Origin of the sequence: Streptomyces peucetius, assembly GCF_025854275.1 — a bacterium.
In the GTDB taxonomy this organism is placed as follows: domain Bacteria; phylum Actinomycetota; class Actinomycetes; order Streptomycetales; family Streptomycetaceae; genus Streptomyces; species Streptomyces peucetius_A.
This window is the reverse complement of sequence record NZ_CP107567.1, coordinates 1,251,434-1,268,269: the sequence shown is the minus strand read 5'-3', so window position 1 is coordinate 1,268,269 and position 16,836 is coordinate 1,251,434. Positions and strand designations below refer to the sequence as shown.

At 74.3% G+C, this 16,836-nt stretch carries 14 protein-coding genes; 7 read left to right on the top strand and 7 right to left on the bottom strand.

Annotation, left to right across the window (positions count from 1 at the left end; all coding sequences use genetic code 11):
- Positions 1–21: 21 nt before the first annotated feature.
- Positions 22–786: a glycerophosphodiester phosphodiesterase family protein gene (locus tag OGH68_RS05805; protein WP_264242229.1), complete on the bottom strand. Its 765-nt coding sequence runs from the start codon at positions 784–786 to the stop codon at positions 22–24.
- The gene (locus OGH68_RS05800) at positions 783–1,469 is read right to left on the bottom strand and encodes a YczE/YyaS/YitT family protein (RefSeq protein ID WP_264242228.1); all 687 of its coding nucleotides are present in this window, start codon (positions 1,467–1,469) and stop codon (positions 783–785) included. The genes OGH68_RS05805 and OGH68_RS05800 overlap by 4 nt, the downstream gene beginning before the upstream one ends.
- A 64-nt stretch (positions 1,470–1,533) precedes the next feature.
- Here OGH68_RS05800 and OGH68_RS05795 point away from each other — a divergent pair, with 64 nt between their 5' ends.
- Complete coding sequence (locus tag OGH68_RS05795; RefSeq protein ID WP_264242227.1) at positions 1,534–3,033, top strand: PLP-dependent aminotransferase family protein; 1,500 nt, start codon at positions 1,534–1,536, stop codon at positions 3,031–3,033.
- A 40-nt stretch (positions 3,034–3,073) separates the two neighbouring features.
- On the opposite strand, the gene OGH68_RS05790 is transcribed toward OGH68_RS05795, so the two are convergent.
- Entirely contained in the window at positions 3,074–4,660 is a 1,587-nt protein-coding gene (locus OGH68_RS05790; RefSeq protein ID WP_264242226.1) for an ATP-binding protein, read from the bottom strand.
- Between the two features lie 32 nt (positions 4,661–4,692).
- Positions 4,693–4,887: a hypothetical protein gene (locus tag OGH68_RS05785; RefSeq protein WP_264242225.1), complete on the bottom strand. Its 195-nt coding sequence runs from the start codon at positions 4,885–4,887 to the stop codon at positions 4,693–4,695.
- A gap of 295 nt (positions 4,888–5,182) precedes the next feature.
- Here OGH68_RS05785 and OGH68_RS05780 point away from each other — a divergent pair, with 295 nt between their 5' ends.
- The 6 genes from OGH68_RS05780 (at position 5,183) to OGH68_RS05755 (ending at position 14,570) form a co-directional block, all read left to right on the top strand.
- Entirely contained in the window at positions 5,183–5,575 is a 393-nt protein-coding gene (locus tag OGH68_RS05780) for an ankyrin repeat domain-containing protein (RefSeq protein WP_264242224.1), read from the top strand.
- Between the two features lie 266 nt (positions 5,576–5,841).
- Entirely contained in the window at positions 5,842–7,260 is a 1,419-nt protein-coding gene (locus OGH68_RS05775; protein WP_264242223.1) for a HEAT repeat domain-containing protein, read from the top strand.
- A 170-nt stretch (positions 7,261–7,430) separates the two neighbouring features.
- Entirely contained in the window at positions 7,431–8,555 is a 1,125-nt protein-coding gene (locus OGH68_RS05770; protein ID WP_264242222.1) for a glycosyltransferase family 4 protein, read from the top strand.
- A complete protein-coding gene (locus OGH68_RS05765) occupies positions 8,552–9,718 on the top strand; it encodes a glycosyltransferase (protein WP_264242221.1) in 1,167 nt (388 codons plus the stop codon). The genes OGH68_RS05770 and OGH68_RS05765 overlap by 4 nt, the downstream gene beginning before the upstream one ends.
- On the top strand, positions 9,718–10,968 hold the full coding sequence (locus OGH68_RS05760) for an SGNH/GDSL hydrolase family protein (protein ID WP_319020182.1): 1,251 nt from the start codon (positions 9,718–9,720) through the stop codon (positions 10,966–10,968). The genes OGH68_RS05765 and OGH68_RS05760 overlap by 1 nt, the downstream gene beginning before the upstream one ends.
- Positions 10,965–14,570 carry a hydantoinase B/oxoprolinase family protein gene (locus OGH68_RS05755; RefSeq protein WP_264242220.1) on the top strand — a complete coding sequence of 1,202 codons (3,606 nt, stop codon included), beginning with the start codon at positions 10,965–10,967 and terminating at the stop codon, positions 14,568–14,570. The genes OGH68_RS05760 and OGH68_RS05755 overlap by 4 nt, the downstream gene beginning before the upstream one ends.
- Here the strand turns inward: OGH68_RS05755 and OGH68_RS05750 are convergent, their stop codons facing one another.
- The 3 genes from OGH68_RS05750 to OGH68_RS05740 are packed head-to-tail and all read right to left on the bottom strand — an operon-like array spanning position 14,571 to position 16,827.
- On the bottom strand, positions 14,571–15,437 hold the full coding sequence (locus OGH68_RS05750; protein ID WP_264242219.1) for a biotin-dependent carboxyltransferase family protein: 867 nt from the start codon (positions 15,435–15,437) through the stop codon (positions 14,571–14,573). It abuts the gene before it with no gap.
- Positions 15,434–16,066, bottom strand: coding sequence for a 5-oxoprolinase subunit PxpB (pxpB, locus tag OGH68_RS05745; RefSeq protein WP_413470939.1), 633 nt, complete (start codon positions 16,064–16,066; stop codon positions 15,434–15,436). The genes OGH68_RS05750 and pxpB overlap by 4 nt, the downstream gene beginning before the upstream one ends.
- Positions 16,063–16,827: a LamB/YcsF family protein gene (locus OGH68_RS05740; protein WP_264249925.1), complete on the bottom strand. Its 765-nt coding sequence runs from the start codon at positions 16,825–16,827 to the stop codon at positions 16,063–16,065. Before OGH68_RS05740 ends, pxpB begins: the two co-directional genes overlap by 4 nt.
- Positions 16,828–16,836 lie beyond the last annotated feature (9 nt).

Genomic DNA, 16,836 nt, shown 5'->3' with positions numbered 1-16,836 from the left:
TGCCGTCGCAGACGCGCCGGATCAGCTCCACACGCCCCGGGCGGTCAGCACCGTGCGCAACGTCTCAAGATGATCGGTCATGATGCCGTCCACGCCAAGGTCCAGGAGCGCGGCCATCCGCTCGGCGTCGTTCACCGTCCACACATGGACCTGCAGCCCCCGCGCGTGGGCCGCCCGCACGAAGCGCTGGTCCACCACCCGTATGCCGCCCTGTGCCTCCGGTACCTGGGCGCACACCGCGCCGCCGCGGACCGCCGCGGGTATCCCGTACGAGCCGAGACGCAGACCGAGCACACCGCGCACCCCGTACGAGGTCGCAAGCCGCGGACCCGCCAGACGCATCGCCCGCGCGACCCGGCCCTCGGAGAACGAGCCGACACACACCCGGTCCCAGGCGTCCGCCCGTCGGATCAGTTCCACCAGCGGCGCGAGGGCGGACTCCGCCTTCAGGTCCACGTTCCAGCGGGCCTCGGGGAACTCCTCGAGCAGTTCCTCGAACAGCGCCACCGGCTCGCGGCCCGCGACCCTCGCCTTACGCACCTCGCTCCACGGCAGTGCCGCGATACGGCCCCGGGCGTCGGTCACCCGGTCCAGGGTCGTGTCGTGGAACGCCACCAGCCGGCCGTCCGCCGTGGTGTGCACATCGGTCTCGAAGTAGCGGTAGCCGGCGGCGGCGGCCCGCCGGAAGGCCGCCGCGGTGTTCTCGATGCCGTCGGCCGCCCCGCCGCGGTGGGCGAAGGCGAGCGTCGCGGGATGATCCAGATAGGGATGGCGTATGCGGGTCACCGCCGCAGTATCGCCTGCGCCGGTGACGCCCCGGCGACCACCGTGCTGCCTTTGTCCCTCTCCGGGACGGCGAAGACCCGCAGGAACAGCTGCGCCAGCGGCCCGATGGCCAGCGCGTAGGCCACCGTCCCGACGCCGACGGAACCGCCGAGCGCGAAACCGGTCGCCACGACCGCCACCTCGATCGCGGTTCGCACCAGCCGGATCGAGCGGCCCGTCAGCCGGTGCAGGCCGGTCATCAGGCCGTCCCTCGGGCCCGGTCCGAAACGCGCGGCGATGTAGAGGCCCGTGGCCATGCCGTTGAGCACGATGCCGCCCGCCATCAGGGGAATCTGCGTCCCGAGTCCTTCCACTCGCGGGACCAGCGCCAGGGTGGCGTCCATCGCGACGCCGATGACGAACACGTTCGACACGGTCCCGAGCCCAGGCCGCTGCCGGATCGGTATCCACAGCAGCAGCACCACGGCCCCGACGATGATCGACACCACGCCGATCGTCAGTCCGGTCAGCTCGGCCAGCCCCTGATGCAGCACCCCCCAGGGTTCCAGGCCGAGCCCGGCTCGCACCAGCAGTGCCGAGCTCACTCCGTACAGCGCGAGGCCGACGTACAGCTGCAGCAGCCTGCGGGTGAGATGCACGGACACGATGGCGCCCCCTTGTCTGGTGTTCGTGGACTGATGCATGACACTCTGTGGCTACGGAACAACAGCCAACCATGGCCAATTCGAGGAAGGTGGACTGACTTCCATGACGCAGTGGACCTCTGCGGTGGGTGCGGCCCAACTCGCCCGGCAGCTCACCTCCCAGCAGCCGCGGCCGGCCGGACCGGGCACCCGCAAGCCGCCCGCCTACCGGGCGCTCGCCGACGGCATCCGGCTGCTCGTCCTCGAGGGCCGCGTCCCCGTGGCGGCCCGGCTGCCCGCGGAGCGCGAACTGGCGCTCGCCCTGTCCGTCAGCCGCACCACCGTCGCCGCGGCCTACGAGGCGCTGCGCACCGAAGGCTTCCTCGAGTCCCGCAGGGGAGCGGGCAGCTGGACCGCCGTGCCGGCGGGCAACCCGCTGCCGGCCCGCGGTCTCGAACCCCTGCCGCCCGAGTCGCTCGGCTCCATGATCGATCTCGGCTGCGCCGCGCTGCCGGCGCCCGAGCCGTGGCTCACCCGGTCCGTCCAGGGCGCGCTCGAGGAACTGCCGCCGTACGCCCACACCCACGGCGACTACCCGGCCGGCCTGCCCGCCCTGCGCCAGATGCTCGCCGACCGCTACACCGAACGCGGCATCCCCACCATGCCGGAACAGATCATGGTCACCACCGGTGCGATGGGCGCGATCGACGCGATCTGCCATCTGTTCGCCGGTCGCGGGGAGCGCATCGCCGTCGAGTCCCCCTCCTACGCCAACATCCTCCAGCTGATGCGCGAGGCGGGGGCGCGGCTCGTGCCCGTCGCCATGGCGGAGGGCCTGACCGGCTGGGACGTGAACCGCTGGCGCCAGGTCCTGCGCGACGCGGCGCCCCGCCTCGCGTACGTCGTCGCCGACTTCCACAACCCCACCGGCGCGCTCGCCGACGAGGCCCAGCGCCGCGCCCTGGTCGAGGCGGCCCGCTCCGCCGGCACCGTCCTCGTCGTCGACGAGACCATGTCCGAGCTGCACCTCGACCCCGGCATCGAGATGCCGCGTCCCGTCTGCGCGTTCGACCCGGCGGGTTCGACGGTCCTGACCGTCGGCTCGGCCAGCAAGGCCTTCTGGGCCGGCATGCGGATCGGGTGGGTCCGCGCGGCCCCCGACGTGATCCGCTCCCTCGTCGCCGCCCGCGCCTACGCGGACCTCGGCACCCCCGTGCTCGAACAGCTCGCGATCAACTGGCTGTTGCGGACCGGCGGGTGGAACGAGGCGGTCGAGGTCCGCCGCGCGCAGGCCCGCGAGAACCGGGACGCACTGGTCGCCGCGGTGCGACGGGAGCTGCCGGCCTGGGAGTTCGACGTCCCCGGCGGCGGCCTCACGCTCTGGGTCCGCACGGGCGGCCTCTCCGGCTCGCGCCTCGCCGAGGTCGGCGAACGGGTGGGCGTCCGGGTGCCTTCGGGGCCGCGCTTCGGCGTGGACGGCGCGTTCGAGGGCTACGTGCGCCTGCCGTTCACCGTGGGCGGGCCGGTGGCCGAAGAGGCGGCGGCGCGACTGGCGGCGGCTGCCCGGCTGGTCTCCACGGGCGCGTCGACCGGTACGGAGGCGCCCCGCACGTTCGTCGCGTAGGACGCGGAGAGGCGGCCCGTGGTCCGGACCCGCCTCTCCGCTACGGCTTCGCCGGGACCGTCGGCGGGGTGGGCGGCTTCGCCGGGATCACCGGCGCCGGCGCAGGGGCCGGGGGCGCCGCGTCGGGACCGGGCGGCAGCAGCGCGAGGACCGCCCGGCGGTGGGCCTCCGTCGTCGCGTCGTCGAACGGGTCGGGCGTGGCAGGTACCTGAAGGCGCAGGACCGGCCCGGTACCGAGCCGTGCGTAGCCCCGGCCCGGGGGGACGGCGGTCGTCGGCGTGGTCCGCGGCGTCATGCCGAGCACCTCCGTCACGTCCGCGAAGCCGGCCGCGCCGAGCACGACCCGGGCACGGGTGTGCGTCCGTACCGTCTCGGTCAGGGCGCCGGTGCTGTCGAACTGCTCGGCCACGACGACGGTGACGTGCGCCGCCCGCCCGTGGCGCAGCGGCACGGAGAGAAGCTCCTGGGGGTCCATGCGCCCGTCCGCGGCGGCCAGGTGCCCGAAGACGCTGGGCCGGTCCACCAGGATCCACAGCGGCCGCTTGGTGTCGTCGGGCGCGGGCTGCCCCGCCTGCCGGGCGCGGTTGGCGGCGATGAGGCGCCGCTCGGTCTCCTTGGCCGCCCACTCCAGGCTCGCCGCCGTGCCGGCCAGCCCGCACTCGACGGCGAGCACACCGGCGCGTCCGGTGAGGCAGGCGTACTCGCCGGTGCCGCTGCCGTCCACGACGAGGACGTCCCCGTGCTGCAGCGCCTGGAGAGCGATGGAGCGGAGGAGGGTCGTGGTGCCGCTGCCGGGCTCGCCGACGGCGAGCAGGTGCGGCTCGGTGGAGCGGGGCCCGGTGCGCCAGACGACCGGGGGTGCCTGGGTGATCTCGTTCCCGACCGCCACCGGCACCGTGCGCTGGACGGCGTCGGCGTCGGTGAAGCCCAGCACGGTCTCACCCGGGACGGTGACGAAGCGCTGGGCGGCGATGGCGGTGGACAGGGCGGGCAGCACGCTCATGACGAGTTCGTTGCCCTCCTCGTCCCAGGTGAAGAGGTATTCGCGCCCCCGGCCGGACTTCGCATGCAGCAACTGCTCGATCCGGGCCCTGGCGGCGGCCTCGCCGTCGGTGAAGTAGGCGGGGTACGTGATGCGCAGCCGAGTGAGCCGGCCGTCGCCGTCGAACTCGTACTCGCTGAAGGTCTTGCTCCACTCCCCGCCGTGGGCGTACAGGGGAGCCGGGTCCTCGGGGACGGAGAAGTACGGGACGAGCGCCTCGTACAACGCCTTCAGCCGTGCCGCCTCCGCCTCGTCGGGCCCGGTCCTGACCGGTGTCCGCACGCGTCCCTGCCAGGCGGCCGCGGCCATGACCGTGATCAGGGCCATCAGTGGCCCGTACGGGACGACCGCGACCGCGAGGACGCAGAGGGCGACGAGGAACAGGGTCGGACCACGCCGCTCCTTGGGGGTCGCCGCCCATTTCTGACGGCCGGTCGCGGCCAGCTTCCGCAGGCCGCGGGAGACCGTGATCAGCGGATGGAGAACGTCGGTGGCGCTGTCGGCGGCCGTGCGCGCGATCTCGCGGCTGCGGGCGATCTGCGCGCCTCCGCTGCTCAGGATGCGGGGGAGTGGACGCCGGGCCACATCGTCTCCTTGGGTGCTGAAGGGACAGGCGGTCAGAACTTGATCCCGCCCAGCAGGCCGGCCAGGCTCGTGGTGCCTGCCGTGATGCTGGGGGCGATCGCGGTGCCCGCGAGGAAGAAGCCGAACAGCGCGGAGACGAGTGCGTGCGAGGCCTTCAGGCCGTCCTTCCGGAAGAAGAGGAAGACGATGATGCCGAGGAGCACGACGCCGGACATGGACAGGATCATGAGGTTCTCCTGGGTGAGGGGACAGTCACCATCAGTTCTCCCAGGCTTACCGAAAGTATCAATGCGAAAAAAGGTGCAAAAGGGTGAATTTCTCGGCATTTCACTGCACTGGCGGACGGCCGGTCATTGCCCCGCGGGCACAGGGCTCGACGGCGCGGCACAGTGCCTCCGCGCCGTGATCCCTTGCCGCCGACGCCCGGCATCATGTCGGACGCGGGGCCAGTACCCTGTCGATTCACTCGTACGGCTGCTCCTGCCGTGCGCCCAGGTCAAACGGCGAAAGGCGGTACGTCCGATGAGCGAGGTCCCGGACCCCGAGGTGATCGAACTCGCGACCAAGGTCTTCGACCTGGCGCGTCAGGGGGAGACGGAGGCACTGGCCGCGTACGTCGACGCCGGCGTCCCCGCCGACCTCACCAACGACAAGGGCGACACGCTCGTCATGCTCGCCGCCTATCACGGCCATGCCGCCGCCGTGGAGGCACTGCTCGCCCGCGGCGCGGAGCCGAACCGGGCCAACGACCGCGGCCAGACGCCGCTCGCCGGCGCCGTGTTCAAGGGTGAGGACGCCGTGATCCGCGCCCTCCTCGCCGGCGGCGCCGATCCGAAGGCAGGAACCCCGTCCGCCGCGGATACGGCGCGGATGTTCGGGAAGGCGGAACTCCTGGAGCTGTTCGAGGGCCGCTGAGCGGGTCCGGCCGGAGCCGGAGAGGCCGCCACGGGGGGCGCCGTAAATGTGGTCGCGGTGGCGATATGGGTGGGTCATCATGACGTCAGCCCCATCCCGGACGACATCAACCGGGAGTTTCCCCTGGGGCCACCGAAGAGAGGCAGAGGAAGATGCTCTACACCAAGCGGAAGACGCGTATCACGACGGGCGGCCCTACATGCTGCTGCGCGGCCTAGGCACTCCACTCCCCGGTCGCGTCGACAGCTTGATGTGAGGCATTCCCCATGTTCGATCCAGTCATAGCGCCGAGCGGCACCCTGCTCGGCCTGCTGCAGAGGGGCCGCGGCGACGGCACCCTGCACGCGCTCGCCGCCCCGCGCGCCGAAGCGCTCGCCGCCCTCAACCACTGCGTGCTCAGCGACCCGCGCCACGACTGGCAGGTCGAGAACCGCTCCCTCTACTACGCACGCCTCTACCTGGATCTCCACGGCAGTCTCGAGGAGATCGAGCGGCACCTGTGCGACATCGACGACCACCTCGACACCGAGGAAGGCCGGACCGGTCTCGCCCTCGCCGTGCTCGGACACCTCGCCTCCTACGGCAGGGGCGACGCGCTCGCCCTGCTGCGCAGGTACGCCACGAACGGCGCCAACTGGGCCTGGGCGCTCGACGAGCTCGCGCTGCGCGACGACGACGCCGGTCTTCGCGCGCTCGCCGCCCCGGTCCTCGCCAGATTCCCCGCCACCCCGGAGGGCGACGCCGAACTGGCCGCCGCCATGCGGGACTCCTTCGAGCCGCGGCCCTGGCGCCTGTGGGCCGAGGACCCGCGGGAAGCGGTCGGCGCCCGCGTCAGGGCCGCACAGGAAGCAGGCTCCTTCGACCGCTGGCAGCGCCAGATGCGCCCCTCCGGGCCCCGCCCCGGCTGGAGTGTCCGGGCGGTGCTCGAATGGGCCGACCAGGGACTCGAGCGCGGTGCCGCGCTGCATGTGCCGGCCGCCCGATGTCTGACCGCGGTGGCCGGGCCGGAGGACCGGTCCGTCATCGTCGAGGCCGCCCGCAGCGGCCAGGACGGCGCACGCTGCGCCGCCCTGCACTACCTCGCCCAGTCGCGCGACGCCGTGGTCCTCGACCTGATCGAGGCCGCGGTCACCGTGGGACCCCGGACCGTCGCCGAAGCGGCCGTCGCCGCGTTCGAGCGGATGTGCGGCGACGAGGCCACGGACCGGGCACGGAGCTGGGTGCACCGCCCCGACGAACTCGGCGCGTCCGCGGCCGGCGTGCTCGCCTGCCGCGGCGGCACCGGCGACGCGCACCTCGTGCTCGGCGCCCTGCGCGAGACCGTACGGGCGGACGGACCCGACGCGCCCCGGCTGTGGACCCTCGTAGACGGCGCCGGACGCCTCGGCATCGGTTGCGCCGCCCCCGTGCTGCGTCACATCTACCGCGAGACGGCCTCCTCACATCTGCGGGGCCGCGCCGCCCGGGCACTCGCCGCCACCGACCCCTCATTCCCCACCGGTTTCGCCGTCGAATGCCTCTGGGACTGCGAAGAGACCACCAGGGAAGTCGCCGCGCTGCACGCGGAGACCGGGGACGTGCGCGTCGCCGAGCGGCTGCGCCGGCTGGCCGCCGACCCCGCGGAGGAGGCCGAGGTGCAGACCGCCGTGCGGAGCCGGATCGGACCCGACCGGCAGGCCATGTGACCTCCCCGGCGCCGACGGGCACCACCGGTGCCGGACGGGGGCGTTCGGCGGTGGTTGGGGGCGGTTGACGACGTTTGGCGCCCGGCGCGGACACAAACGCTCACGGGACGTTCCGCATCCGGAAAGATCCACGTTGGCGCAGCCACTCCGGGCCCGACGACAACACGGATATGCGTGTCGTCATCGTCACCGAGTCCTTTCCCCCCGATGTCAACGGTGTGGCGCACTGTGCCCAGCAGACCGCACGGCATCTCGCCGCCCGTGGTCACGAGCCGCTCGTCATCGCCCCGGCGGCCGCCGGGGCGGACAGCGGTGACGCCGCTTCCCCCTGCCCGGTCGTGCGCGTCCCCTCCCTTCCGCTGCCCGGCTATCCGCAGGTGCGCGTCGCACTGCCCAGCCGCCGGGTCGCGGCGGCGATCGCCGCGCACCGGGCCGACCTCGTCCATCTCGCCGGCCCGTTCGTCCTGGGCGTGCGGGGCATGGCCGCCGCGACCCGGCTGGGGCTGCCCGCCGTGGCCGTGTACCAGACGGACCTGGCGGGCTACGCCCGTACCTACGTCGGCGCCGGCGAAGGGACCGCGTGGCGGCGCATCCGGGCCGTGCACGGTGCCGCCGACCGCACCCTCGCCCCGTCCACCGCCGCCCTGCGCGACCTCGAGGAGCACGGGGTCGAGCGGGTACGGCTGTGGCCGCGCGGGGTGGAGACGACCCGCTTCCGGCCGGAGCTGCGCGACGGGGAACTGCGCCGCACGCTCGCGCCCGGCGGCGAACTGATCGTCGGCTACGTCGGCCGGCTCGCCCCCGAGAAGCACGTCGAACTCCTCTCCGGAGTGTGCGGGCTCCCCGGTGTCCGGGTGGTCGTCGTCGGGGACGGACCCAGCGAGACGTCACTGCGGGCCGCCCTGCCCGGTGCCGTCTTCCTCGGCCGCAGGACCGGCGACGACCTCGCCCGGGTCTTCGCCTCGCTGGACGTCTTCGCCCACACCGGCCCGTACGAGACCTTCTGCCAGACCGTGCAGGAGGCGATGGCCAGCGGGCTGCCGGTGATCGCGCCGGCCGCCGGAGGCCCGCTCGACCTCGTCGCCCACGGCCGCACCGGGCTGCTCGTGGAACCGCACAGCGCCGACGCCGTACGCTCCGCGGTCGCCACCCTCGCGGCAGACCCCGCGCTGCGCCGGTCGTACGGGCAGGCCGGCCTCGCCGCCGTCGAGGGCCGGACCTGGGCCGCGGTGGGGGACATGCTGCTGGAGCACTACGCCGATGTGCTGGGCGCCCGTACGGCGGTAGCCGCGTGAGCGGGGAGCGGGGTCTGCGCATCGTACGGCTGGCGAACTTCGTCACCCCCTCGTCCGGCGGGCTGCGCACGGCGCTCGCCGAGCTGGGCCGCGGCTATCTGGCCGCGGGCCACGAGCCGGTGCTCGTGGTGCCCGGCGAGGTGGAGAGCGACCGGCTCACCGACCAGGGGCGCGTCATCACCCTGCCCGGACCGGAGATCGTCGGCACCGGGGGCTACCGGGTGCTCGCCGGACGGCGGCGGCTGCGGCAGCTGCTCGAAGAGCTGGCGCCCGACCGGCTCGAGGTCTCCGACCGCACCACCCTGCGGTGGACCGGCGAGTGGGCACGCCGGGCGCGGATCCCCTCGGTGATGGTCTCGCACGAGACCGCGGACGGCGTACTGCGCACCTGGGGCCTCCCGCAGAAGGCGGCAGCGCGGGCGGCGGACAGGCTCAACCGCCGCAGCGCCTGGGCGTACGCGCGGATCGTGTGCACCACGGAGTGGGCGGAGCGGGAGTTCGTCCGCATCGGCGCACGCAACGTCGTACGCGCCCCGCTCGGCGTCGACCTGCGGCGCTGCCGGCCGGGCCGGCGCAGTGCGGTGCTGCGGGCCCGGCACGCCGCCGGAGCGGACGTGTTCCTGCTGCTCTGCTCGCGGTTGTCGGTGGAGAAACGTCCCGGCACGGCCCTGGACGCGCTCGCCGTGCTGCGTGAACGGGGTCTGCGGGTCTCCATGGCCGTGGCGGGCGACGGGCCGCTGAAGTCGTTGCTCGTCCGCAGGGCGCGTGCGGACCGGCTGCCCGTCGAGTTCCTCGGCCATGTCGCCGACCGGGAGGCCGTCGCCGACCTGCAGGCCGCGGCGGACGTGTGCCTGGCCCCCGGGCCGGCCGAGACGTTCGGCCTGTCCGCCCTGGAGGCGCTGGCCTGCGGCACCCCGGTCGTGGTCAGCGCCTCCTCGGCGCTGCCGGAGGTCGTGGGCGACGCGGGCGTGGCCGCCCCCGACACGGCGGAGGACTTCGCACGGGGTGTGCTGGACCTGCTCGCGCGGCCGGAGCCGGCGCGCCGCCGGGCGGCGAGGGCGCGGGCCGAACTGTTCGACTGGCACCGGTCGGTGACGGCGTTCCTCGCCGCTCACGAGGCGCTGCCGGCCGTCGGCCGTCCCGCCGGACGGGGGAGCCGCTGATGCAGCCCCGGACGAAGGCCGCCGAGGCGTCGGCGGGAGGCGGGGCCGGCACGGTACGGGCGCGGCCCGGGGTTGCCGCGGCGTCGGCAGGACCTGCGGCCGCCGTACCGGTGGCGGGACCCCGCCGGGTAACGGCGCTGCCCGGGGTCGCGGTGCCGAGGGAACCCCTGGACGTTGCGCCGCCGGCGGGGCCTGGCGTCGCCGGCCCGCCGGGAGCACCCGGCAGCCCGGTACCGGCGTCCGGCGCGGGCAGTGGCCCGTTCCGCTCGTCGGGGCAGGCATGCCCCGCGGTTCCGGCGGCTCCCGCCGCCCGCGCCGGAGGCGCGGCCGCGCCACCGGCCTGGCACCGGGTCCGCCTCGCGGGGCCGCGGCCCGACGGGGGCCCTCGGCGGTTCGCCGCGCTCGGGGACTCGCTCACCGCCGGGGTCGGCGACCCGGTCGAGGGCGGGTGGCGGGGGTGGGCCGCGCTGCTCGCGGGCGGGATCGGCTCCCCGGAGGCGCCTGTCGAGTTCCGCAACCTCGCCGTCAGCGGGGCCCTCAGCAAGGACGTCGCCGAGTCCCAGGCGCCCGCCGCGCTCGCGTTCGAGCCCGACATCGCGTCCGTCGTCGTCGGCGTCAACGACACCCTGCGCCGCACCTTCGACATAGCGGACATCGCCCGGCGTCTCGACGGCATCTGCTCCGCGCTCGCCGCCCGCCGGACCGTGCTGCTGACAGCCTGCCTGCCCGATCCCGGCGCCATGTTCGGCCTGCCCGCGCCGCTCGCCCGGCCGCTGGCCCGACGGCAACGGGCCGTCAACGCCGTCGTCCACGCGCTCTCCGAGCGCTACGACACCGTCCATCTGCACGCCGCCGACGCCGCCTGGGTCGCGGACCGGGCCATGTGGAGCGCCGACCGGCTGCACCCGGGCGAGCGCGGGCACCGCATGCTCGCCCGGCGCTTCCACGAGCGGCTCACCGCCCGCGGGCTCGCCGTCGGCCCGGTGCCGGACACCGAGCCCGACCAACCGCCCCCGACCCGGGCCGCCGCACTGCTGTGGCTGGCCACCGCCGGCACCGGGTGGGTGGCACGGCGCTGCACGGACCTGCTGCCGCAGCTGCTGCGGCTCGCCGGCGACGAGGTGCACCACTGGGCCCGCGGCACCGGCGAGCGTCTCGACCGCAGCGCGGAACTCGCGCTGTCCGCCGCGCTCGCGACCGTGTCGCCGACCGTTCCCGGCGGACGTATCGGGGCAACAATGGGGGAATGACCGGGCGCTGGGAGTTCTGGATCGACCGTGGCGGCACGTTCACCGACATCGTGGGCCGGCGCCCCGACGGCCGGCTGGTGACCCGCAAGCTCCTGTCGCACGACCCCGGGCGGTACCGCGACGCCGCCGTCGCCGGCATCAGGCTGCTCCTCGGCACGGCGGACGACCGCCCGGTACCGGCGGACCTGGTCGCCTCGGTCAAGATGGGCACGACCGTCGCCACCAACGCGCTCCTGGAACGGCGCGGCGAGCCGACCGTGCTGGTGATCACCGAAGGGTTCCGCGACGCTCTGCGCATCGCGTACCAGAACCGGCCGCGACTGTTCGACCGCCGCATCCTGCTGCCCGAAGCGGTGTACGACCGTGTGATCGAGGTGCCCGAACGCGTCGACGCGCACGGCGAGGTGGTCCGCCCGTTGGACCTGGCGGCCGTGACGGAGCGGCTGGCAGACGTCCGCGCCGACGGCATCACCAGCGCCGCCGTCGTCCTGATGCACGGCTACCGCAGCCCGGACCACGAGCGGCGCGTCGCCGAACAGGCCCGGGCCCTCGGCTTCACCCAGGTCAGCTGCTCCCACGAGGTGAGCCCGCTGATCAAGCTGGTGCCCCGGGGCGACACCACCGTCGTGGACGCCTATCTGTCGCCGATCCTGAAGAGGTACGTGGACCAGGTGGCGTCCGAGCTGAGCGGCATCCGCCTGATGTTCATGCAGTCCAACGGCGGCCTGCGCGAGGCCACGCACTTCCGCGGCAAGGACGCCGTGCTCTCGGGTCCGGCCGGCGGCGTCGTCGGGGCGGCCCGTACCTCCCGGCAGGCCGGTTTCGAGAAGGTCATCGGCTTCGACATGGGCGGCACGTCCACCGATGTCTGCCACTACGCGGGCGAGTTCGAGCGTGAACTCGGCACCCAGGTCGCCGGTGTGCGGATGCGCGCCCCGATGATGAGCATCCACACCGTCGCCGCGGGCGGCGGCTCGGTCCTCCACTTCGACGGGCGCCGCTACCGCGTCGGCCCGGACTCGGCCGGCGCCGACCCGGGTCCGGCCTGCTACCGGCGCGGCGGCCCGCTCACCGTCACCGACGCCAACGTGATGCTCGGCCGCATCCAGCCCGCCCACTTCCCGGCCGTGTTCGGTCCGCGCGGCAACCTGCCGCTGGACGCCGGCGTCGTGCGCGAACGCTTCACCGCGCTGGCCGACGAGATCACCGCGGCCACCGGGGACCGGCGCAGCCCCGAGGAGGTCGCGGCGGGGTTCCTGGAGATCGCCGTCCTCAACATGGCCAACGCCGTGAAGAAGATCTCCGTCCAGCGCGGCCACGACGTCACCCGCTACGCACTCACCTCCTTCGGTGGTGCGGGCGGCCAGCACGCCTGCGCCGTCGCCGACGCCCTCGGCGTCGACACGGTGCTCGTCCCGCCGCTCGCCGGCGTCCTGTCCGCCTACGGCATCGGCCTCGCCGACGCGACCGCGATGCGTGAGCGGTCCGTCGAGGCCGGACTCGACGAACGGACACAGACGAAGGTCCGCGGCCTCTGCGACGAACTGGCCGCCCGCACCCGCGGCGAACTGCGCGACGACGGTGTCCCGGACTCCGCGATCAGCACGCACGCCCGGGTGCTGCTGCGCTACGCCGGCACGGACGCGAGCCTTCCCGTGCCGCTGGACACCGCCGACGCCATGCGCGCGGCCTTCGAGTCGGCCCACCGGGCCCGGTACGCGTTCACCATGGACAAGCCCGTCGTGGTGGAGGCCGTCTCCGTCGAAGCGGTCGGCGGCGCGGGTGAGCACAACGCCGTCGCGGCCGACGAACCGGCCGCGCCGGGCGGGCCGCCGGCGAGGGCCGACCGGGTGGCGATGTTCGTCGACGGCGAGCCGCGCCAGGTGCCGCTGTACCGGCGCGAAGACCTGCGTCCGGGGCACGAGGTGCCCGGTCCCGCGATCGTCGCGGAGGCCGACGCCACCACCGTCGTCGATGCCGGTTGGCAGGCCGCCGCGCAGGCCACCGGGCACCTGCTGGTGAGCCGCGTGCGGCCACGGCCCGCACGCGTCGCGGTCGGCACCGATGTCGACCCGGTGCTGCTGGAGGTGTTCAACAACCTCTTCATGGCCATCGCGGAGCAGATGGGCGTGCGGCTGGAGAACACCGTCCACTCCGTCAACATCAAGGAACGGCTCGACTTCTCCTGCGCCCTCTTCGACGCCGACGGCAACCTCGTCGCCAACGCGCCCCACATCCCCGTCCACCTGGGCTCGATGGGCGAGTCCATCAAGGAGGTGCTGCGGCGCCGCCGCGAGGAGGGGGAGCTGCGGCCCGGTGACGTCTACGCGGTCAACGACCCGTACCACGGCGGCACGCACCTGCCCGACGTCACCGTCGTCACGCCGGTCTTCGACGACGGCGAACTGCGCTTCCTGGTCGCCTCACGCGGGCACCACGCCGAGATCGGCGGCATCACCCCCGGCTCGATGCCGGCCTTCAGCACCACCATCGAGGAGGAGGGCGTCCTCTTCGACAACTGGCTCCTCGTACGCGACGGCCGGCTGCGCGAGAAGGAGACACGCGCCCTGCTCACCGGCTCCCGGTACCCCTCCCGCGCACCGGACACCAACATCGCCGACCTGAAGGCGCAGATCGCCGCCAACGAGAAGGGCATCGCCGAACTCCGCCGGATGACCGCCCAGTTCGGCACGGACGTCGTTCAGGCCTACATGCGGCACGTCCGGGACAACGCCGAGGAATCCGTACGCCGCATCGTCGCCGCGCTGGACGACGGGCAGTGCCGCTACGAGACCGACAGCGGCGCCGTCATCCAGGTGGCCGTGCGGGTGGACCGCGAAGAGCGCGGGGCGGTCATCGACTTCACCGGGACCTCCCCCCAGCAGCCGGGCAACACCAACGCGCCGACCTCGGTGGTCATGGCCGCCGTTCTCTACGTCTTCCGCACCCTCGTCGCCGACGACATCCCCCTCAACAGCGGCTGCCTGGAGCCGCTGGAGGTGCGGGTGCCCGAGGGCTGCATGCTAGCCCCCACGCACCCGGCGGCCACCGTCGCGGGCAACGTCGAGACCTCACAGGCCGTCACCGGCGCGCTGTACGCGGCGCTCGGGGTGCAGGCGGAGGGCTCGGGGACGATGAACAACGTGACGTTCGGCAACGACCGTGTGCAGTACTACGAGACGGTGGCGAGCGGCTCCGGCGCCGGTGACGGCTTCGACGGCGCGGACGCCGTGCAGACGCATATGACCAACTCGCGCCTCACCGACCCCGAGGTGCTCGAGCTGCGGTTCCCCGTCCGCGTGGACTCCTTCGCGGTACGCGACGGCAGCGGCGGACGCGGCCGATGGAACGGCGGCCGCGGCGTCGTCCGCCGGATCCGCTTCCTCGAACCGATGACCGTGGCGCTGCTGACCGGACACCGGCGCGTCGCGCCGTACGGCATGGCAGGCGGCGAGCCGGGCGCGCTCGGCGAGAACCGTGTGGTGCGGGCGGACGGCACTGTCGTGCCGGCGGCCGGCGTCGACTCGGTCGACGTCGAGCCGGGCGACGTACTGGTCGTGAGCACTCCGGGCGGCGGTGGCTACGGGACACCGCCGCCCTGATCAGCGCGTCGTGACGAACCTCAGCGCGGTGCCCGGGACCGCCTGCGCGACCGCCGGCAGGTCACGCCGGTCGACGACGCCCACCACGGGATAGCCCCCGGTCGTGGGGTGGTCGGCGAGAAAGACCACCGGCCGGCCGTCCGGCGGCACCTGGACCGCGCCCAGCACCACGCCCTCGCTGGGCAGTTCGTCGCCGACCGCCCGCTCCAGCCGCGGTCCCTCCGTACGCAGCCCGATGCGGTTGCTCGCCGACGAGACCCGGAAGGCGCCGCGGGTGAGCGTGCGCAGCGCGCCGTCCGTGAACCAGTCGTCGCGCGGACCGAGCCGTACCCGCAGCACCAGCTCGGCAGGGGGAGCGGGCCACGGAACCTCCACGTCCACCCGGGCCGGCGGCCCGGCCGGAGCGCCGAGCGGCAGCACGGCGCCGTCGGCCGGCGGCGCGGGCCCCAGACCCGAGAGCAGGTCGGTGGAGCGGCTGCCCAGCACCGGGTCGACCGCGATGCCGCCGGCGACGGCAAGGTAGCTCCGCACACCCCGTACCGCCGGCCCGACCTCCAGCACCGATCCGGGCGCCACCCGCAGCGGAGCGCCCCAGCGGGCCGGTTCGCCGTCGACCGTGACCCGGCACGGGGCGCCGCCGACGGCGACGGTCACCGGGCAGCGGGGGCGCACCGCGCAGCCGTTCAGCGTCGTCTCCAGCACGGCGGCGTCCTGTTCGTTGCCCACCAGGCGGTTGGCGAGCCGGGCCGCCGGCAGGTCCAGCGCGCCGGAGCGGGGCACCCCGAGATGGGCCAGCCCGGGCCGTCCCCCGTCCTGCACGGTGGTCAGCGCCCCGGCCCGTACGACGGCCAGTGCCAGGTCCGTCATCGGCCCTCCGGCACGAACCGGACCCGGGTGCCGGGCGACAGCAGCGCCGCGGGCTGCGCGGCCGTGTCCCACAGCACGGCGTCCGTCGTCCCGATCAGCTGCCAGCCGCCCGGGGAGGAGCGCGGATAGACACCGGTGTACGCGCCGGCCAGCGCGAGGGACCCCGCCGGCACGGCGGTGCGGGGCGTGGCCCGGCGGGGGACGGCGTAACGCTGTGGAAGCCCGCTCAGATAGGCGAAGCCGGGCGCGAAACCGCAGAACGCGACCCGGAACTCGAGCCCCGAGTGGATGCGTACGGCCTCGTCCGCGCCCACCTGCCACAGGGCCGCCACCTCCGCCAGGTCGGGTCCGTCGTAGCGCACCGGGATCTCGACCGACCGCTCGGCGACGGCGCCGAGCGGAGGGATCTCCCAGGAGGCCAGGTCCTCGGCGAGAGCACGGGGGTCGTCGAGTCCGTCCAGCAGCACGGTGCGCGCGGCGGGCACGATCTCCTCGACGCGGGGCAGCCGGCCCGCGGCGCGGCGGCGCAGCAGCTCGGCATGGAGGGCGCCCGCCTCCGCGCCGCCGGGGAGTTCCACCAGCAGCGCCCGGTCGCCCACGGGCAGGGCCCGCAGCGCGGCGCCGCTCATACGAACGCCTGCACACGGACGCCCACCGACTCCAGCTCCCCGCGTATCCGGCGCGCCAGCGCCACCGCGCCCGGGGTGTCGCCGTGCAGGCACAGCGACCGGGCACGGACGCCGACCGAGCGGCCGCACCGCGCGGTGACCACGCCGAACCTGGCCATGCTGACGGACCGTTCGACCACCGCCGCCGGGTCGCTGATCACCGCGCCGCTCTCACCGCGCGGCACGAGAGTGCCCTGCGCGGTGTAGGCGCGGTCCGCGAACGCCTCCGTGACGGTGGGCAGACCGGCCTTCTCCGCCATGGTGTGCAGTTTCGAGCCGGGCAGGCCCAGCACCGGCAGACGTTCACCGGAGAGCAGCACGCCCTCGACGACGGCCGCCGCCTGCTCCTCGTCGTGCACGACGCGGTTGTACAGCGCGCCGTGCGGCTTGACGTACGAGACGCGGGAGCCGGCCGCCCGCGCGAAGACGGCCAGTGCGCCGATCTGGTAGGCGGTCTCGGCGGCGAGCTCGTCGGCCGGGACGTCCATGGACCGTCGTCCGAAGCCGGCCAGATCGCGGTACGAGACCTGGGCGCCGATCCGCACTCCGCGTCCGGCCGCGAGGTCGCAGACGCGGCGCATCGTGACCGCGTCCCCCGCGTGGAAGCCGCAGGCGACGTTGGCGCTGGTGACGACGGACAGCAGCCCCTCGTCGTCCGTCAGCCGCCAGTGGCCGAAGCCCTCGCCGAGATCGGCGTTGAGATCGATCGACGCCCAGGTCACGAAGTACAC